The sequence below is a fragment of the Saccharothrix mutabilis subsp. mutabilis genome (genome assembly GCF_039521145.1).
Classification (GTDB): domain Bacteria; phylum Actinomycetota; class Actinomycetes; order Mycobacteriales; family Pseudonocardiaceae; genus Actinosynnema; species Actinosynnema mutabilis.
This window is the reverse complement of sequence record NZ_BAAABU010000004.1, coordinates 496,828-512,399: the sequence shown is the minus strand read 5'-3', so window position 1 is coordinate 512,399 and position 15,572 is coordinate 496,828. Positions and strand designations below refer to the sequence as shown.

Here is a 15,572-nt window from a genome sequence, read left to right as displayed (position 1 = left end):
CTGCCTCCTTGGTAACAGGTATAGACCGGTTCCGGTCCGGGGCTCGACGCTAGGGGCGGGCGGTGAACGCGGCGGGAACGTGCGCCGAAGCGTGGACAGCGATCGTCCGGCGGGCGCTTGGCCAACCCCTGTGAACGCGCTCTGACCTGCGGTGATCGCGAGATTGTCGTACCCCGCCGGCACCCTGGTGCCATGACCGTCCACCTGGAGGCCTGGTCGGAAGAGGACCTCGGCCTGCTGCACCGGCTCAACGCGCCGGAGATGACGGCCCACCTCGGCGGGCCGGAGTCCGACGAGCGCGTGGCCGACCGGCACCGGCGCTACCTGGCGCCGGGTTCGGGCATGTTCCGGGTGGTGCTCGACGGGGTCCCGGCGGGGGCGGCGGGGTTCTGGCCGAGGCAGTGGCAGGGGGCGGCGGTCCACGAGGTGGGGTGGAGCGTCGTGCCGGAGTGCCAGGGGCGCGGGGTGGCCGTGGCGGCCGCGGCGGCGGTCGTGGAGCGCGTGCGGGCGACCGGCGGGCCGCGGTGGGTGCACGCGTTCCCGGCGGTGGGGAACGCGGCGTCCAACGCCGTGTGCCGGAAGGTGGGGTTCACGTTGTTCGGGGAGGTGTCGTTCGAGTACCCGCCGGGGAGCTTCATGCGGTGCAACGACTGGGGGTTGGAGCTGTGATTGCGCTCAGGGACGAACGAGGACCGCCCGATCGGGGAGCCGTGCCACGCTCGGTGCCTGATCGAGGTGGTGGTGGGTGACATCACGCGAGCCCGGGCGGACGCGATCGTCACCGCGGCCGACGAGTCGCCGATGGGCGGGCGTTCGGCCCGGCCGGCGAGGGCGTGACCGGGTCGACGTGCGGGATTCGGGGCGTATGGCGTCCGCCACTCCCGTCGCTGGGTGACAATGGCCTGGATGTCCACCGCACTCCAGACCTCGACAGACCTCCGGATCGGCCCGTACGCGGTCGACCCGGCCGTCGTGCTCGCGCCGATGGCCGGCATCACCAACGTGGCGTTCCGGCAGCTCTGCCGGGAGTTCGGCAGCCCCACGTCGCTGTACGTCTGCGAGATGATCACGGCCCGCGCCATCGTCGAACGCGACTCCAAGACGATGGAGATGATCACGTTCGGCGCCGCCGAGCACCCGCGGTCGTTGCAGCTCTACGGCGTGGACCCGGTGTCCATGAGCGAGGCCGCGAAGATCATCGTCGGTGAGGACCGGGCGGACCACATCGACATGAACTTCGGCTGCCCGGTGCCCAAGGTCACCCGCAAGGGCGGCGGGGCGGCGCTGCCGTACAAGCGGCGGTTGTTCCGGGACATCGTGCGGGCCGCGGTGCGGGCCGCCGAGCCGGCCGGGGTGCCGGTCACCGTGAAGTTCCGCATCGGCATCGACGACGACCACCACACGTTCCTGGACGCGGGCCGCATCGCCGAGGACGAGGGCGCGCAAGCGGTTGCGCTGCACGCCCGGACCGCCGCCCAGCGGTACTCCGGCCAGGCCGACTGGACCGCCATCGCGCGCCTCAAGGAGGCCGTGACCAGCATTCCCGTCCTGGGCAACGGCGACATCTTCAGCGCCCGGGACGCCCTGGACATGGTCGCCAGGACCGGCTGCGACGGCGTCGTCGTCGGACGCGGCTGCCTGGGCCGCCCGTGGCTGTTCGGCGAACTCCAGGCCGCGATGAACGGCGAACCGGTCCCCGCCGCCCCCGGGCTGGGCAAGGTCGCCGAGATCATCGCCCGTCACGGCCGCCTGCTCGCCGCGCACCTGGGCGAGGACAAGGGCATCCGCGACCTGCGCAAGCACATGGCCTGGTACCTCAAGGGGTTCCCGGTCGGCGCGGACCTGCGGCGCAGCCTCGCGATGGTGTCCACCACCGCCGAGCTGGACGACCTGCTCGGCCGGCTCGACCCGGACGCCGAGACGCTCGACGCCGAGGGCCCGCGCGGCCGGCAGGGGTCGCCGGCGAAGGTCGTGCTGCCCGAGGGGTGGCTGGACGACCCCGAGGACGGCATGGTCCCCGCAGCGGAAGACATGCACTCCGGTGGGTGACCGGGCGCTGCGGGCCGCCTTGTTCGCCGCCTGCGCGCTGCTGCTCGCGGCCTGCGGCTCGACCGTGGCCGGGACGCCCCGACCGCTGCGCGTCACCGACGTGGAACGCGAACTGGTCACCAGCTACTTCGCCGCGCTCAACGAGGCCGCCGGCCGCGGCGTGTCCGAGCAGCACGAGCTGCTCGCCGACACCCAGCACCCGGACTTCCGCGACGAGGACTGCGAGTTGCCGAAGGGCACCATCAAGGTGCAGCCGACCATGTCCACGCTGCGCCTGGACCCCGACTGGACGCCGCCGGGCGAGGACGAGCACCCGCGCGGGGTCGTGCTGGTGGTCGCCGTGACGCTCACCGCGTTCCAGGAGGGCACCGAGATCGGCAGTCAGATCGGCTCCCAGCACATCGTCCTGCTCAACGGCAAGGCGTACGGCTTCGCGCCCTGCGCCGCTTGACCACGCTGGGCACACGTTCCGGGTAGTTGATCACCGAACGTCACCAGTTCGGAGCAGTGCACGGTCAACCGGTAGAGGGAATTCCTCCTGTGACGCGTCCCGCCGGCTCAAGCACCGCGTTGCAACAGACGACACCTTGGCAAGTAGGGAGGTGAGCGCGATGACCGCACTGCGACCCGAAGTCGCCGACTTCGACAGCGACGACAGGTCCGAGGAGGACCGGGCCGCCTCGGAGGGTACCGGGCTGGTGCAGTTGCACGAGTCGATCGCCGCGCTGCTCGCCTCCCGCGGCCAGTGGCGGCAGGCGTACCAGCACCTGCGGTCGGCGTTCGACCTGGTCTACGCCGACCAGGACGAGCAGCCGCACGTCCCCGAGCAACTGCGCCGCGAGGTGGACCGGCTGCGCCGCGAGCACGCGGAAGCCCGCGAGCAGAGCCTGAGAGACAGCCTCACCGACAGTTACAACCGGCGGTACCTGGACGAGCGGCTGCTCGGCATGGTCACGGACCGGGCCACCGCCGACGGGCTCGCCATCGCGTTGATCGACCTCGACTGGTTCAAGCAGGTGAATGACACGTTTGGTCACCTTCTGGGTGATCGGGTGTTGCAGCGCGTGGTCGAGCTGTTGCAGGAGGAGTTGCCGGAGGACGGGTTCTGCGCCCGGTACGGCGGTGAGGAGTTCGTTCTCGTGCTGCCGGGTGTGGACGCCGCCGCCGGGGTGGAGATCGCGGAGTCGGCCCGCATGCGTGTCGAGCGTCACGCCTGGGCTTCGCTGGCCCCCGGTTTGCGAGTGACCGTCAGCATCGGGTTGGCTTATGAGCCTCCCGCGGGGGACCCGTCGACACGTCCGCCGGTCGCGCCCGAGCAACAGCTGCTGCGGGCGGACAGCCTGCTCTACACCGCCAAGCAGTCAGGACGGAACGCGGTCGCCTACCGGGAGGGCGGTCGGGTGCGCCTGGCCGGGGCCGCGGCGGGGCGGCGCGGGATCGCCGAACCGAGGGTCGCCGGTTACTGAGTCTTTGCGGCAGCTCACCCGTTCGGACGTAGCCTGCTGAGCGCAACTGACTACACACGACCCCTGTATCACCGGGAGTGGTCGTCAGGACTGGCGGTCATCCGTAGTATCGCCAAGGCAAGTGACACGCCGTTGGTGCAACCAATGTGTCCTTGATGTCGTCAACTCGTGATGACGACCCCGTATTGACCGCTGTTGCTGAAGGGAGACCGGGTGCCCGACGAGCCCCGCCGTGGCGGCCCCGGACCTCGTGGTGACCAGCCCGTTCCCGACGACCAGCCGACCGGCCGCCGACGCCGGTCGATGGAGGGCAGCGGGGGGCTGAGCGTCTCCGAACTGCTGGAGCAGCACAGCCGCACGAACATCCCGCGCCCCGTCCCGCCGACCGACGGCCGCAGACCGGAGTCGGCCGGCCGGCGGGCGGCACCCGAGGCCGAGTCGACCGGCCGCCGCGCGATGCCCGAGCCCGAGGTGACCGGCCGCCGCGCGGCAGTCGCGCCCGAAGTCACCGGCCGCCGTGCGGTACCCGAGCCCGAACCGACCGGCCGGCGCGCGGTACCCGACCCGGAGGCCGCCCGGCGGGCGGTGCCCGAGGCCGGCAGGCGCGCGGTGCCCGAGCCGCCGCAGACGGGACGTCGGGTCGCACCCGAGCCGACCGGCCGCCGGCCCCTCCCGGACGACCTCGCTCCCGCTCGCCCCGAGGACACCGGCCGCCGCCGCAGGCCCACCCCGGAGGACGCCCCGCCGAGCCACTTCGGCCCGGAGTCGACCGGCCGCCGCGCCCGCCCGGACCTGTCCGCCGAACACGCCGCACCCCGCCGCGCCGCCGAACAGGCCCCGCCACGCCGCCCGGCCGACCCGGAACCCCCGCGCCGCGCCGCAGCCCCGAACCTCCCGCGCGACACCGCGCCCAGCGCGCCCAGCGCTCCCGGCGCTCCCGGCCTGCCCCGCGACACCGCGCCCGGCGCTCCCGGTTCGCCCCGTGAAGCCGCGCCCCGTGAGCCGAGCCTGCCGCGCGACCCCGGTCCGCGCGACTCGGGCCTGCCGCGCGACCCCGCCGCCCCGCGTGTCGCACGCCGCGACCTGGCCGCCACCCCGCACGACGCGAGCCAGACCCCGCCCCGCGACCTCGCCACCGGCGGCCCCCGCGACCGAGCACTCCGCGACCCCGGCCGCCCGGCCCCGCGCGACGTGCCCCCGAACGGCCGCCCCGCCCCCGCCGGCCCGGGCGTCGCCCCCCGCGACACCGCACCCGCCGGCCCGCGCGAAGCCGCTCCCCGCGACTTCGTCGGCGGCGGCCCCCGCGACACCGGCCCCCGCAACACTCCCGGCGGCCCGCGCGAAACCGGGTCCCACAGCATCCCCGGCGGCCCGCGCGAAACCGGGGCGCACAAGATCCCCGGCGGCCCGCGAGAGACCGGGGCCCACAAGATTCCCGGCGGTCCGCGCGAAACGGGGGCGCACCAGGTTCCCGGCGGTCCGCGCGAAACCGGGGCCTACGACATTCCCGGCCGTGGCCCGCGTGAGGCTGCCCGCGACCTCGCCGGCGGAGGTCGGCGTGACGGCGCGCCCGCTGGGCCGCGTGATCTCGCGGACGGGAGCGGTCCTCGGCGGCTTGCCGAGGCCGGTCCGTCCGACACCGGTCGCCGGCCGGTGGATCCGCGTCGTGCCAATGGGGCCGACCCGCGTGGGTTCGCGGGACGTCCCGGTGGCCCGGACGGCAGCGGACCGCGACGCCTGACCGAAGGTGGGCCGGACGGCAGCGGCCCTCGCCGACTCGCCGAAGGCGGACCCGACGGCAGCGGGCCACGACGCCTGGCCGAAGGCGGACCCGACGGCAGCGGGCCGCGTCGACTCGCCGAAGGTGGGCCGCGCAGGCTCGCGGGCGGCGGGTCCGACGTGGCGGCCGAAGGTGGGGACATCGCGGGCAGGCTCGGTGGTGCCCCCGCGCCCACACCGCCCGCGCCGCCCGCCCCGACGCCGCGTGACCAGATCGACCCGTTGAGCCTCACCACCGAGATGGAGGCCATCAGCGACGACGTCAAGAAGCGTCGCGAGGTCGACCACACGCTCGCCCGGTTCTCCGCCGTCCACGACGAGTTGGCCGAGCAGGAGCGCCAGAAGAAGGAACGCCGGCAGAAGCTCCTGCCCTGGAAGCAGGACCACGACGAGGACGCCACCGTCTTCGCCGAACCCCTGGACGACGCCGACGACGCCGACCTCCCGCGCCGCCGCCGCGCGCGCACGGCCAAGCACAGCAAGATCGTGCGGACCGTGAAGGTGCTCTCGCTGACCGGCGCGGTGCTCGTCTTCGTCGCGACCGGCATCGGGTGGGGCGCGATGCAGTACATCGACAGCAAGTTCACCGAGATCGACGCGCTCAACACGAACTCCGCCGCGGTGCACGAGGCGGAGAAGCAGTTGGGTGACGAGAACTTCCTCATCGTCGGCTCGGACACCCGCGCGGGCGCCAAGCCCGAGGACGGTGTCGGTGACGCCGACAAGGAGCCGGGTGCGCGGTCGGACGTGCTGATGCTCGCCCACATCCCGGCGGACCGGAAGCGGGTCGTCGTGGTGTCCGTGCCGCGCGACCTGGAGATCACCCGGCCCGAGTGCGAGAAGTGGGACTGGAAGACCGGCGAGTACACCGGCGAGGTGCTCCCGAAGGCCAAGGGCGTCAAGGCCAACGAGGCCTACGCCGACGGCGGCCCGCGGTGCGTCAGCACGTTCATGACGGAGCTGACCGGCCTCACCATCAACCACTTCATCTCCGTGGACTTCAACGGCTTCAAGGGCATGGTCGACGCCGTCGGCAAGATCAAGGTCTGCGTGCCGAAGGTCATGGAGGACGAAGAGCTCGGCGTGATCTTCGACAAGCCGGGCCAGTACGAGATCAACGGCGAGAAGGCGCTCGACTACGTGCGGGCCCGCAAGGTCACCAACGAGCCGCTCGGCGACTACGACCGCGTGAAGCGGCAGCAGAAGTTCCTGTCCTCGTTGCTGCGCACGGCCCTGTCGTCCGAGATGCTGCTCAACCCCGGCAAGCTGAACAACTTCCTCAACGCGTTCGCCTCGTCCACCGTCGGCCAGAACATCGGCGTGAAGGACATGTTGACGCTGGCGCAGTCGTTGCAGGGCATCGAGGCCGGCCGGGTCAGCTTCGTCACCGTGCCGCACCGCACGGACGAGGGCCCGACGAAGTCCAACCACGACAACATCGAGCTGTTGCTGGAGGACGAGACCAAGGCGCTGTTCCAGGCGATCATCGACGGCACGCCGCTGCCGGGCGAGACGCCGGACGCCACCCCGACCACGCCGGCCCAGTCCGCGCCGACGTCCAACGCGCCCGCCCAGCCCAAGCAGGGCCAGGTGATCGACCCCAAGGGCCTGAAGATCCAGGTGTTCAACGGCGAGGGTGGCCGCGACGGCGCGGCGAAGCTCGCCAAGGACAGCCTGGAGGAGCTCGGGTTCAGCGTCGTCAACTGGGGTGGCGGCGAGGCCACGCCCAAGACGGTCATCCGGTACGGCATCGGCGGCGAGGACGCCGCCGCCACGCTGGCCGCCGCGGTCCCCGGCGCGACGCCGGAGTTCCGGCCGGAGATGGGCGGCTCGGTGCTGCTGCTGCTCGGGCCCGAGTGGGACCGCAAGGTCGTCGCCCCCCAACCGGGTGGCACGGCGGCCCAGCCGGGCAAGACGGCGACGCCGCCGGTCGACGTGGTCAACGCCGGCGTGGACCCGTGCGCGTGACGTGGACTGGTCGTCCCGGGTTCACCTCGGGTTCACTGGGGAATGTCGCCGCCGCGACCACCTGCACGTAGGCTGACGCCCATGCGTGAGGCCTACCACGACCAGCTCGGACAACTCGCCGACCGGCTCGCCGACATGTGCTCGATGGCCGGTGACGCCATGGAGCGCGCCACCGCGTCGCTGCTCCAGGCGGACCTCGCGGTCGCGGAGCAGGTGATCGGTGACGACGCCAAGATCGACGACGCGCGGGCGAGCATCGAGGAGCAGGCCTACGCGTTGCTGGCGCTGCAGGCCCCGGTGGCGACCGACCTGCGCATCGTGCTGGCCGTGATCCACGCGGCGGAGAGCGTCGAGCGCATGGGCGACCTGGCGCTGCACGTGGCCAAGGCCGCGCGCCGCCGGCACCCCAACCGCGTGCTCGCGGACACCGTGGAGCCGTACTTCGCGGAGATGGGCCGCATCGCGGTCAACCTGGCGCGCGAGGCCACCGAGGTCATCCGCACGCAGGACGTCGAGCGCGCGCGTTCCATGGAGGACGCGGACGACGCCATGGACGACCTGCACCGGCACCTGTTCACGGTGATCATGGACAAGGAGTGGCCGCACGGCGTGCCGTCCGCCGTGGACACCACCCTGCTCGGCCGGTTCTACGAGCGCTTCGCCGACCACGCGGTGTCGGTCGCCAAGCGCACGGTCTTCGTCGTCACCGGCCGGATGCCCGGCTACGGCGGCGACATCGACGACTGACCCGCCCCGAACGCGGCTGACCCGCTGGAACGCGACGCGCGCCCTGGTCCGAGGACCGAGGGCGCGCGTTTCGTGCGTTGTGGGGCCTAGTTGAGCAGGGCGTTCAGTTCCTGGGCGAGCTGGCCCGCGATGCGCGCGTTGTCGGCGGGGGCGTGGGTGAGCCACTTCTGGCCGTCCTGGCCCTGCCGGGTCTGCGACATGTAGCGGCCCTGGTCGTTGTCGAACCAGGCGATCTGCGGGGCGCGCTGCTCCCGGCCGTGCCGGCCGCGCACCGTGACGCCGAACTGGCCGGCGCGCAGGCGGGGGCGTTCGAACACCGCTTCCAGCGCCCGGACCTGGGAGCCGCCGGTGGAGCGGGGCGCCATCGCCTGGGTGAAGGTGGCGTTGCCGAAGTCCTCGTCCTGGCGCGGGCGGGGCGGCGGGGCCGCGGACGGCATCGCCACGGTGACCGACTGGCCGGGGCCGGGGCGTTGCGGCGGGATCAGATCCACGACGGCGCGCAGCAGCGACGACGACCGCATGGTCTCGACCTTGAGCTGCCGGTCGTCGAGGACGGCGAGGACCGCCAGCTCACCCTGCGCGCCGCTGCGGGCGAGGAGCTGGCGCTCCACGTTGCGGGCGTCCAGCGAGGCGACCGCGTTGAGCGAGTAGTCGAAGCGCACCAGGAGGTTCAGCGCCTCCTCGACCTCGGCCGAGACCCGACCCCGCGACGCGAGGCCGCGGGACTCCAGGTCCTTGTAGACGGCGTTGCGGATGCCGCGCCGCTCGTCGATCGTCTGGCCGAGGTACGGGAACTCGAACGGGTAGGGACGGCTGCCGAGCTTGAGGTCCTCCCACAGGATGTCGGCCGCCGCGTGGGACAGGGCGAACGAGAACACGCTCACCCGCCGATGACCGGGGGCGCGACCATCGTGCCGTCACCGAAGACGTCCTCGGTCTCGACCAGGTACGACGCGGACTTGTGCTCCTTGTCCTCGTCCCCCTGGCCCTTGCCGGCGCCGGCGCCCATGCCGCCCATGCCGGCTCCCATGCCCGCGCCGCCACGACCACCGGCGCCACCGCCGAGGCCACCCGCGCCGGCCGGCCCGAAGCCGCCCGCGCCGGCCTTGCCGGACTCGCCGAGCAGCCCCGCGGAACCGCCGGGCCCGAACCCGCCGGGCCCGAAGCCGCCACGACCGGCCGCCGCCATGCCGCCGGGCCCCATGCCGCCACCGCGTCCGCCGCCGGGCAGCCCACCGGGACCGCCGCCGGGGCGTCCACCGGGGCCGCCACCGGGCAGGCCGGGCCGTCCGCCGGGACCGCCGGGCGGGCGCGCACCGGGCGGCAGCGGGCCGCCGGGCGGGTAACCGGGACCGCCGGGGTACCCGGGACCGCCCGGGTAGCCGGGCCCACCGGGTCCGCCGGGCAGGCCGGGACCACCGCCGGGCGGAATGCCGGGACCACCCGGTCCGCCGGGGATGACGCCGGACTGGTTGAGGTTGCCGCCGGAGCCGCCACCGGGCATCGAGCCACCGGGCATGCCGGAGCCGCCGATGCCGCCGGGCCCGTCGGGGACGGTGGGCCGGCTGCCGATGCCGGGTGGGTTGCCGCCGGGGTCGCCGCTGCCGCCGCTGCCCTCCATCGGGGGCGGCGGGACGAACGCGGGCATCGTCGAGCCGGACTGCTGGAAGCTCGTCGACATGGACGTCATGACCTCGGCCGCACGCTCGTGCGCCTGCTGCTTCTCCTCGAACTTCTGCTCGATCTTGTCGATCGTCTCGGCCCACTTGAACGGGTTGGGCTCGGAGAAGAACATCTTGTAGGCGTCGGCCGTGGAGAACTGCACCGGCTCGGGCATGCTCGTCTTGGCCGTCTCCGCGGCCTGGCTCTGCTCGTAGAGCTTGTTGCCGGTGAGCTGCGCGCCCTGGGCGGCGTTGCCGGACCAGGCGGCCATGTTGGTGAAGTAGCCCTGGGCGGCCTCGGCGGCCTTGCCCTGCCACTCGCCCTTGCTCGCCTCGGTGGCCTTGGTGAGGTTGTTCTGCAGGTCGACCAGCGTGTTGCCGATCTTGGTCCAGGCCTCGCCCTGCTCGTTGGCGGTGGAGGGGGCCATGTTGTCGGTGACCATCGACTTGAGCTGGTCGTGCGAGTAGCCCATGTAGAAGGAGCCGGCCGTGGACATCGGCGGCCGGTAGTTCTCGACGACCTTCTCCAGGTCCTGCTTCTGCTGCTGCTGGTTCTGCGCGGACTGCGTCTTCCAGCGCAGGTAGTCGTCGATGGTGGCGAAGACGCCGAAGAACCCGCCGTTCTTCTCGGCTTCCCGCCGGTACTCGGCCTCCAGCTCGGCGTCCGTCTGCCCGGCGTAGGTGACCTTGGTCGCGTTGGGGTTCTGCTGCTGAGTGTTCGGCGGTGCCACGACTGTCCTCCTGTCCTACTTCGGCAGCTTGGGCTCGATGGCCTTCGCGACCTTCTCGGCCGCGTCACACGCTTCGTCCTGCGACGCGTTGGCGGAGGCGACGACGTCGACGCGCGACTTGGCGGTGACCTCGATCGTCACCGCGCAGGAGCTGGACGTACCGCCACCGGGCGCGGCGACCTTGCGCGCTTTGTGGCTTCCGACCGTGATGTCGGAAGGCTTCGAATCCGGACCCATGACGAAGTCGGCGACACCCAGGCTCGGGTAGGCCTTGACGCCCACGGACACCGTCGTGCCGAACTCGGCGTCACAGCCCGCCTTGCCGTTGGGCTCGATCTCGGTGAGAGGCAGTTGGCCGACAGCGGCCTGCACCGCGGCGCAGGCGTCGAAGGACTCCAAGCCACCGCCGGTGCCCGACGAGGACGTCGTGGTCGGCTTCGCGGAGGTGCCGGTCGTGGTCGGGGTGTCGCTACCGGCGGTGGGCGTCCCGCCCTGCTTCTCCGAGCAGCCGGTGAGCACGGCACCGAGCACCGCGATCGGCAGGATCGAACGGATCGCCAGGTTCCTGATCAACTGCATCCCCATCTCAGTAGCGGTTCAGGCCACTGGCAGCGGAGCCGTCGACCTGGTCGTAGTTCTCGATCGCCTTCTTCATCGCGAGCTTGGCGTCTTCGAGCGCCATCTTCAACTGGTTCAGCGCCGGCACGATGCCCGTGGTCCCGGCACCGCCGTTCGCGCTTTCCGCGTTGTAGCGGCTCATCGCTTGGGCGTCGGGACTGGTGCCGAGCTTCGTCTCCTGCGACAACTGGACGTTGTACTTGTCCAGTTGGCGGAGTTCCTTCTGGGCGTCCTCGATGGCCTTGACGTAGGCCTCGGCGCCTTCCTTGCTGATGGCGAACGAGCCGGACTCCGCGGCCTGCTTCAAGCCACGCATGCTGGTCGTCATAGCGCTCATGGATTCAGCGCTCCACGCACCCTGTGGCGCCACCACTACCCCCTGCGATCACTCAATTCCTGCCAAGCACGTTACCGCGCACGTCAGACCGTGTCCCGGCTATGACGTGATCGGAACACGCCGGGTTCCAGCGCCGCACGTCGCAGCCGCGTAGCCACCCGAACGGGTGACACATACCACAACGCGAAGGGGCCCTCCCGCCTACAGGCGGAAGGGCCCCTCTCCCCGAGGCGTGGTCGGGTCAGCCGAAGCGGCCGGAGATGTAGTCTTCCGTCGCCTTCTGGCTGGGGTTGGAGAAGATCTTCTCCGTGTCGTCCACCTCGATCAGCCGGCCCGGCTGGCCGACGCCCAGCAGGTTGAAGAACGCCGTCTGGTCGGAGACGCGCGCCGCCTGCTGCATGTTGTGGGTCACGATGACGATCGTGTACTCCTTCTTCAACTCCGTGATCAGGTCCTCGATCGCCAGCGTGGAGATCGGGTCCAGCGCGGAGCACGGCTCGTCCATCAGCAGCACGTCCGGCTGCACGGCGATGGCTCGCGCGATGCACAGGCGCTGCTGCTGACCACCGGACAGGCCGCCGCCGGGGCGGTCGAGGCGGTCCTTCACCTCGTTCCACAGGTTGGCGCCGCGCAGGGAGCGCTCGGCCACCTCGTCCAGCTTCTTCTTGTTGCGCTCGCCCGCCAGCTTGAGCCCCGCCACGACGTTGTCGCGGATGGACATGGTCGGGAACGGGTTCGGGCGCTGGAACACCATGCCGATGGTGCGCCGCACCTGCACCGGGTCCACCGACGGGGCGTAGATGTCCTCGCCGTCGAGCAGCACCTTGCCCTCGACCCGCGCGCCCGGCGCCACCTCGTGCATGCGGTTGAGCGAGCGCAGCACGGTGGACTTGCCGCAACCGGACGGTCCGATGAACGCGGTCACGTTCTTCGGCGGCACGGACAGCGAAACCCCGTCGACGGCGTGGAACTTGCCGTAGAACAGGTTGAGGTCTTTCACGTCGATGCGCTTGGCCATAACCGCCCGCTCACTTGGTCTTCGGGGCCAGCCACCGCGAGATCACGGTCGCCAGCAGGTTGAACAGCGTGATGATGAGGACCAGGGTGATCGCCGCACCCCAGATGCGCTCGAAGCCCGCCTGCGTCGGGTTGTTCCGCTCGGTGGTCATCAACAACGGCAGCGACGCCATCGGGCCGTCGAACAGGTTGTAGTTGATGAACGGCGCGTACGCCGCGAGCACGAGCACCGGCGCGGTCTCGCCCATGACGCGGGCCAGGGCCAGCATGATGCCGGTCAGGATGCCGGACAGGGCTGTCGGGATGACGATCTTGACGATGGTCTTCCACTTCGGGATGCCCAGCGCGTAGGAGGCCTCGCGCAGCTCGTCGGGGACGATCTTGAGCATCTCCTCGGTGGTCCGCACGATCACCGGCACCATGAGCAGGACCAGCGCCAACGACACCGCGAAGCCGCTGCGGCTGAACCCGATCGTCGTGATCCACAGCGTGTAGACGAACAGCGCGGCCACGATCGACGGGACACCGGTCAGGATGTCGACCATGAACGTCGTGGCGCGGGCCAGCTTGGACCGGCCGCCGTACTCCACCAGGTAGATCGCTACGAACAGGCCGATCGGCACCGACAGCAGGCCGCACACCAGCGCCTGCACCAGGGTGCCGTAGATGGCGTGGTACGCGCCGCCGCCCTGCTGCCGGGACAGCAGTCCGGACAGCGACTTCTGCCACCAGTCGGCGTCGAGGACGACCGGGAAGCCCCGCTCGATCACGGTGTAGAGCACCCAGACCAGCGGGATGATGGCGACGCCGAACGCCAGGTACACCAGCGCGGTCGCCACGCCGTTCTTGAACTTGCGGGCGCCGCTGACGCTCTGGAACGTCGGCGGCGTCGCGAGGCGGTTCAGGTCCGCCGTCTCGGTCGTCATTCGTACTCCTTGTGACCGGCGACGATGGACCGGGCGATGGCGTTGACGACGAAGGTCAGCACGAACAGCACGAGGCCGGCGGCGATGTAGGCGCCCGCCGACTTCGGGTCGTTGAACTCCGGCGCGGCGAGCGCGATCTTGGAGGCGAACGTGGCGCCGCCGTCGAACAGGCTCCAGCCGAACGCGGCGCTGGTGGTGCTGAGGATGATCATCAACGCGATGGTCTCGCCGAGCGCGCGGCCGAGGCCGAGCATCGAGGCGCTGACGTAACCGGCCTTGCCGAACGGCAGGACGGTGGTCCGCACGACCTCCCACTTGGTGGCGCCCAGCGCGATGGCGCCTTCGACGTGGGTGACGGGGGTGCGGTCGAACACCTCGCGGCTCACGGCGGTGATGATCGGCAGGATCATCACGGCGAGCACGATGCCGGCGGTGAAGATGGTGCCGCCCAGCTCGATGCTCACGTTGCCCTTGGCGAACAGCGGGATCCAGCCGAGCTTGTCCATCAGCCACTCGGCGAACGGCGTCAGCACCGGGCCGAGGACGAACAGGCCCCACAGGCCGAAGATGATCGACGGCACGGCGGAGAGCAGGTCCACCACGTACGCGAACGGCCGCGCGAGGCGGCGCGGCGCGTACTGGGTGAGGAACAGCGCGATGCCCAGGGCGATCGGCATGGCGAGGAGCAGGGCCAGCGCCGACGACACCACGGTGACCAGCAGCAGGTCGAGGATGCCGAAGCGCAGGTTGGTCACGTCGCCGGTGGACCACTCGCGGCTGGTCAGGAAGTTGACCTGGTCCAGGGCGAGCGACGGGACGGCCTGGAGGAGCAGGAACAGGCCGATGGCGCCGATCAGGACGACGATGAAGATGCCCGAACCGGTGGCGAGGCCGCGGAAGATCCGGTCACCCGGCCGGACGTGGGGTGCTGTGTTCTCGGCTTCCGTGGTCGGGGGAATCGGAGCCTCCGAGTCGGGTCGAGCGGCCGGAACGCCCTCGCGGGCACCGGGGGTTCCGGTGCCCGCGAGGCGCTGGGCCACGATGTTCTCGTTCATCGCGTTGCCGCTTGCGGGAAGTGTGCCGGCCCGCTCAGGCGATCGCCTTGATGGCGGTCAGCAGCTTGTCCTGGAAGGCCTTCGGCAGCGGAGCGTAGCCCGCCTCCTTCAGACCGGCCTGGCCGTCGGTCGCGGCCACGGTCAGGAACGCCTTCACGGCCTTCGCGGTGTCGGCGTCGTAGCCCGCGGAGCACACGATCTCGTAGGTGGCCAGCAGCAGCGGGTAGGCGCCCGCGGTGGTGGTGCCGTAGATCGAGTTCAGGTCGAGGACCAGGTCGTTGCCGGTGCCCTTGATGGTGGCGCCGTCGATGGCCTTGCCGACCGACTCGTCGTTCAGGGCGACCGCGCCGGAGCCGGTGTCGATCTTGGCGATCGACAGCTTGTTCTCCTGCGCGAAGGACAGCTCGACGTAGGTCACCGCGCCGTCGATGGAGCCGACGGCCTGCGCGACACCCGCGGACTTCTCCTTGCCCTCGCCGACGCCGCCCTTGAAGGTCTTGCCCTCGCCCTGGGTCCACGCGCCCTTCGAGGCGGCCTTCAGGTAGAGCTGGAAGTTGTCCGTCGTGCCCGACTCGTCGGAGCGGTAGACGACCTTGATGTCCTTGTCCGGCAGGGTGGCGCTGCCGTTGAGGGCCTTGATGGCCGGGTCGTTCCACTTCTTGACGGTGCCGTTGAAGATCTTGGCGGCGACCTCGCCGGTCAGGGTCAGGTCGGTGACGCCGTCGAGCTTGTAGCCGATGGCCACCGGGCCGAAGACCAGCGGCAGGTTCCACGCCGGGTTGCCCTTGCAGCGCTCGGCCGCCTTGGCGACCTCGCCCTTGCTCTCCGACAGCGGGGAGTCCGAGCCGCCGAAGTCGACCTGGCCCGCGAGGAAGTTCTTGACGCCCGCGCCGGAGCCGGAGGCGTTGTAGGCGAGGTCGGAGCCCGCGCACTTCTGCTGGTAGGCCTGGACGAACGTGTCGATCGCGTTCTTCTGGGCCGAGGAGCCCTCAGCGTTCAGCTTGGACTTGCCACCGCACTCGACCGCCACGCCGGACGCGTTGCCCGACGTCGTGCTGCCGCCCGCGGGGGCGTTGTTGTCGCTGCCACATGCGGTGAGCAGAAGCGCACCGGCCGCGATAAGGCCTGCAACGGCACCGTGCCGCTTGGTCTTCACCTGGGTCCTCCACCTGACGGAAGCGGGATCGGGCGGCGAGCACCGCCGCACGACACGGACGG

15 protein-coding genes are annotated in these 15,572 nt (G+C 71.4%); 7 read left to right on the top strand and 8 right to left on the bottom strand.

The window, feature by feature from the left end; all coding sequences use genetic code 11:
• The first annotated feature begins 192 nt into the window (after positions 1 to 192).
• From ABD126_RS13455 to phoU, 7 genes are all read left to right on the top strand, one after another.
• Positions 193 to 669: a GNAT family N-acetyltransferase gene (locus ABD126_RS13455; protein ID WP_343934109.1), complete on the top strand. Its 477-nt coding sequence runs from the start codon at positions 193 to 195 to the stop codon at positions 667 to 669.
• On the top strand, positions 670 to 837 hold the full coding sequence (locus tag ABD126_RS13450) for a hypothetical protein (protein ID WP_343934108.1): 168 nt from the start codon (positions 670 to 672) through the stop codon (positions 835 to 837).
• A gap of 69 nt (positions 838 to 906) precedes the next feature.
• Positions 907 to 2,049 carry a tRNA dihydrouridine synthase DusB gene (gene dusB, locus ABD126_RS13445; RefSeq protein WP_343934107.1) on the top strand — a complete coding sequence of 381 codons (1,143 nt, stop codon included), beginning with the start codon at positions 907 to 909 and terminating at the stop codon, positions 2,047 to 2,049.
• Positions 2,042 to 2,500: a hypothetical protein gene (locus tag ABD126_RS13440; protein ID WP_343934106.1), complete on the top strand. Its 459-nt coding sequence runs from the start codon at positions 2,042 to 2,044 to the stop codon at positions 2,498 to 2,500. The genes dusB and ABD126_RS13440 overlap by 8 nt, the downstream gene beginning before the upstream one ends.
• 160 nt (positions 2,501 to 2,660) lie before the next feature.
• Positions 2,661 to 3,515: a GGDEF domain-containing protein gene (locus ABD126_RS13435; RefSeq protein ID WP_343934105.1), complete on the top strand. Its 855-nt coding sequence runs from the start codon at positions 2,661 to 2,663 to the stop codon at positions 3,513 to 3,515.
• A 213-nt stretch (positions 3,516 to 3,728) separates the two neighbouring features.
• Entirely contained in the window at positions 3,729 to 7,262 is a 3,534-nt protein-coding gene (locus ABD126_RS13430) for an LCP family protein (protein WP_343934104.1), read from the top strand.
• An 81-nt stretch (positions 7,263 to 7,343) separates the two neighbouring features.
• On the top strand, positions 7,344 to 8,009 hold the full coding sequence (gene phoU, locus ABD126_RS13425) for a phosphate signaling complex protein PhoU (protein ID WP_343934103.1): 666 nt from the start codon (positions 7,344 to 7,346) through the stop codon (positions 8,007 to 8,009).
• Between the two features lie 86 nt (positions 8,010 to 8,095).
• Here the strand turns inward: phoU and ABD126_RS13420 are convergent, their stop codons facing one another.
• From ABD126_RS13420 to pstS, 8 genes are all read right to left on the bottom strand, one after another.
• Positions 8,096 to 8,893 (bottom strand): ESX secretion-associated protein EspG, encoded by a 798-nt coding sequence (locus ABD126_RS13420; protein WP_343934102.1) that lies wholly within the window; start codon positions 8,891 to 8,893, stop codon positions 8,096 to 8,098.
• The gene (locus ABD126_RS13415) at positions 8,890 to 10,401 is read right to left on the bottom strand and encodes a hypothetical protein (RefSeq protein ID WP_343934101.1); all 1,512 of its coding nucleotides are present in this window, start codon (positions 10,399 to 10,401) and stop codon (positions 8,890 to 8,892) included. The genes ABD126_RS13420 and ABD126_RS13415 overlap by 4 nt, the downstream gene beginning before the upstream one ends.
• Before the next feature lie 15 nt (positions 10,402 to 10,416).
• Positions 10,417 to 10,980 (bottom strand): DUF3558 family protein, encoded by a 564-nt coding sequence (locus ABD126_RS13410; RefSeq protein ID WP_343934100.1) that lies wholly within the window; start codon positions 10,978 to 10,980, stop codon positions 10,417 to 10,419.
• A gap of 7 nt (positions 10,981 to 10,987) precedes the next feature.
• A complete protein-coding gene (locus ABD126_RS13405; RefSeq protein ID WP_343934099.1) occupies positions 10,988 to 11,335 on the bottom strand; it encodes a hypothetical protein in 348 nt (115 codons plus the stop codon).
• A 262-nt stretch (positions 11,336 to 11,597) separates the two neighbouring features.
• Entirely contained in the window at positions 11,598 to 12,374 is a 777-nt protein-coding gene (gene pstB, locus ABD126_RS13400; RefSeq protein WP_343934098.1) for a phosphate ABC transporter ATP-binding protein PstB, read from the bottom strand.
• Between the two features lie 10 nt (positions 12,375 to 12,384).
• Positions 12,385 to 13,299, bottom strand: coding sequence for a phosphate ABC transporter permease PstA (gene pstA, locus ABD126_RS13395; protein WP_343934097.1), 915 nt, complete (start codon positions 13,297 to 13,299; stop codon positions 12,385 to 12,387).
• Complete coding sequence (pstC, locus tag ABD126_RS13390; RefSeq protein ID WP_343934096.1) at positions 13,296 to 14,354, bottom strand: phosphate ABC transporter permease subunit PstC; 1,059 nt, start codon at positions 14,352 to 14,354, stop codon at positions 13,296 to 13,298. Before pstC ends, pstA begins: the two co-directional genes overlap by 4 nt.
• Before the next feature lie 34 nt (positions 14,355 to 14,388).
• Positions 14,389 to 15,510, bottom strand: coding sequence for a phosphate ABC transporter substrate-binding protein PstS (gene pstS, locus ABD126_RS13385; protein WP_343934095.1), 1,122 nt, complete (start codon positions 15,508 to 15,510; stop codon positions 14,389 to 14,391).
• Between the last annotated feature and the right edge of the window lie 62 nt (positions 15,511 to 15,572).

What these genes read in the sequence shown, in the direction of transcription:
- ABD126_RS13455 (WP_343934109.1), top strand. Translation starts at nt 193, where the DNA reads ATGACCGTCCACCTGGAGGCCTGGTCGGAAGAGGACCTCGGCCTGCTG.
- dusB (WP_343934107.1), top strand. Translation starts at nt 907, where the DNA reads ATGTCCACCGCACTCCAGACCTCGACAGACCTCCGGATCGGCCCGTAC.
- ABD126_RS13435 (WP_343934105.1), top strand. Translation starts at nt 2,661, where the DNA reads ATGACCGCACTGCGACCCGAAGTCGCCGACTTCGACAGCGACGACAGG.
- phoU (WP_343934103.1), top strand. Translation starts at nt 7,344, where the DNA reads ATGCGTGAGGCCTACCACGACCAGCTCGGACAACTCGCCGACCGGCTC.
- ABD126_RS13410 (WP_343934100.1), bottom strand. Translation starts at nt 10,980, where the DNA reads ATGCAGTTGATCAGGAACCTGGCGATCCGTTCGATCCTGCCGATCGCG.
- ABD126_RS13405 (WP_343934099.1), bottom strand. Translation starts at nt 11,335, where the DNA reads ATGCGTGGCTTGAAGCAGGCCGCGGAGTCCGGCTCGTTCGCCATCAGC.
- pstB (WP_343934098.1), bottom strand. Translation starts at nt 12,374, where the DNA reads ATGGCCAAGCGCATCGACGTGAAAGACCTCAACCTGTTCTACGGCAAG.
- pstA (WP_343934097.1), bottom strand. Translation starts at nt 13,299, where the DNA reads ATGACGACCGAGACGGCGGACCTGAACCGCCTCGCGACGCCGCCGACG.
- pstC (WP_343934096.1), bottom strand. Translation starts at nt 14,354, where the DNA reads ATGAACGAGAACATCGTGGCCCAGCGCCTCGCGGGCACCGGAACCCCC.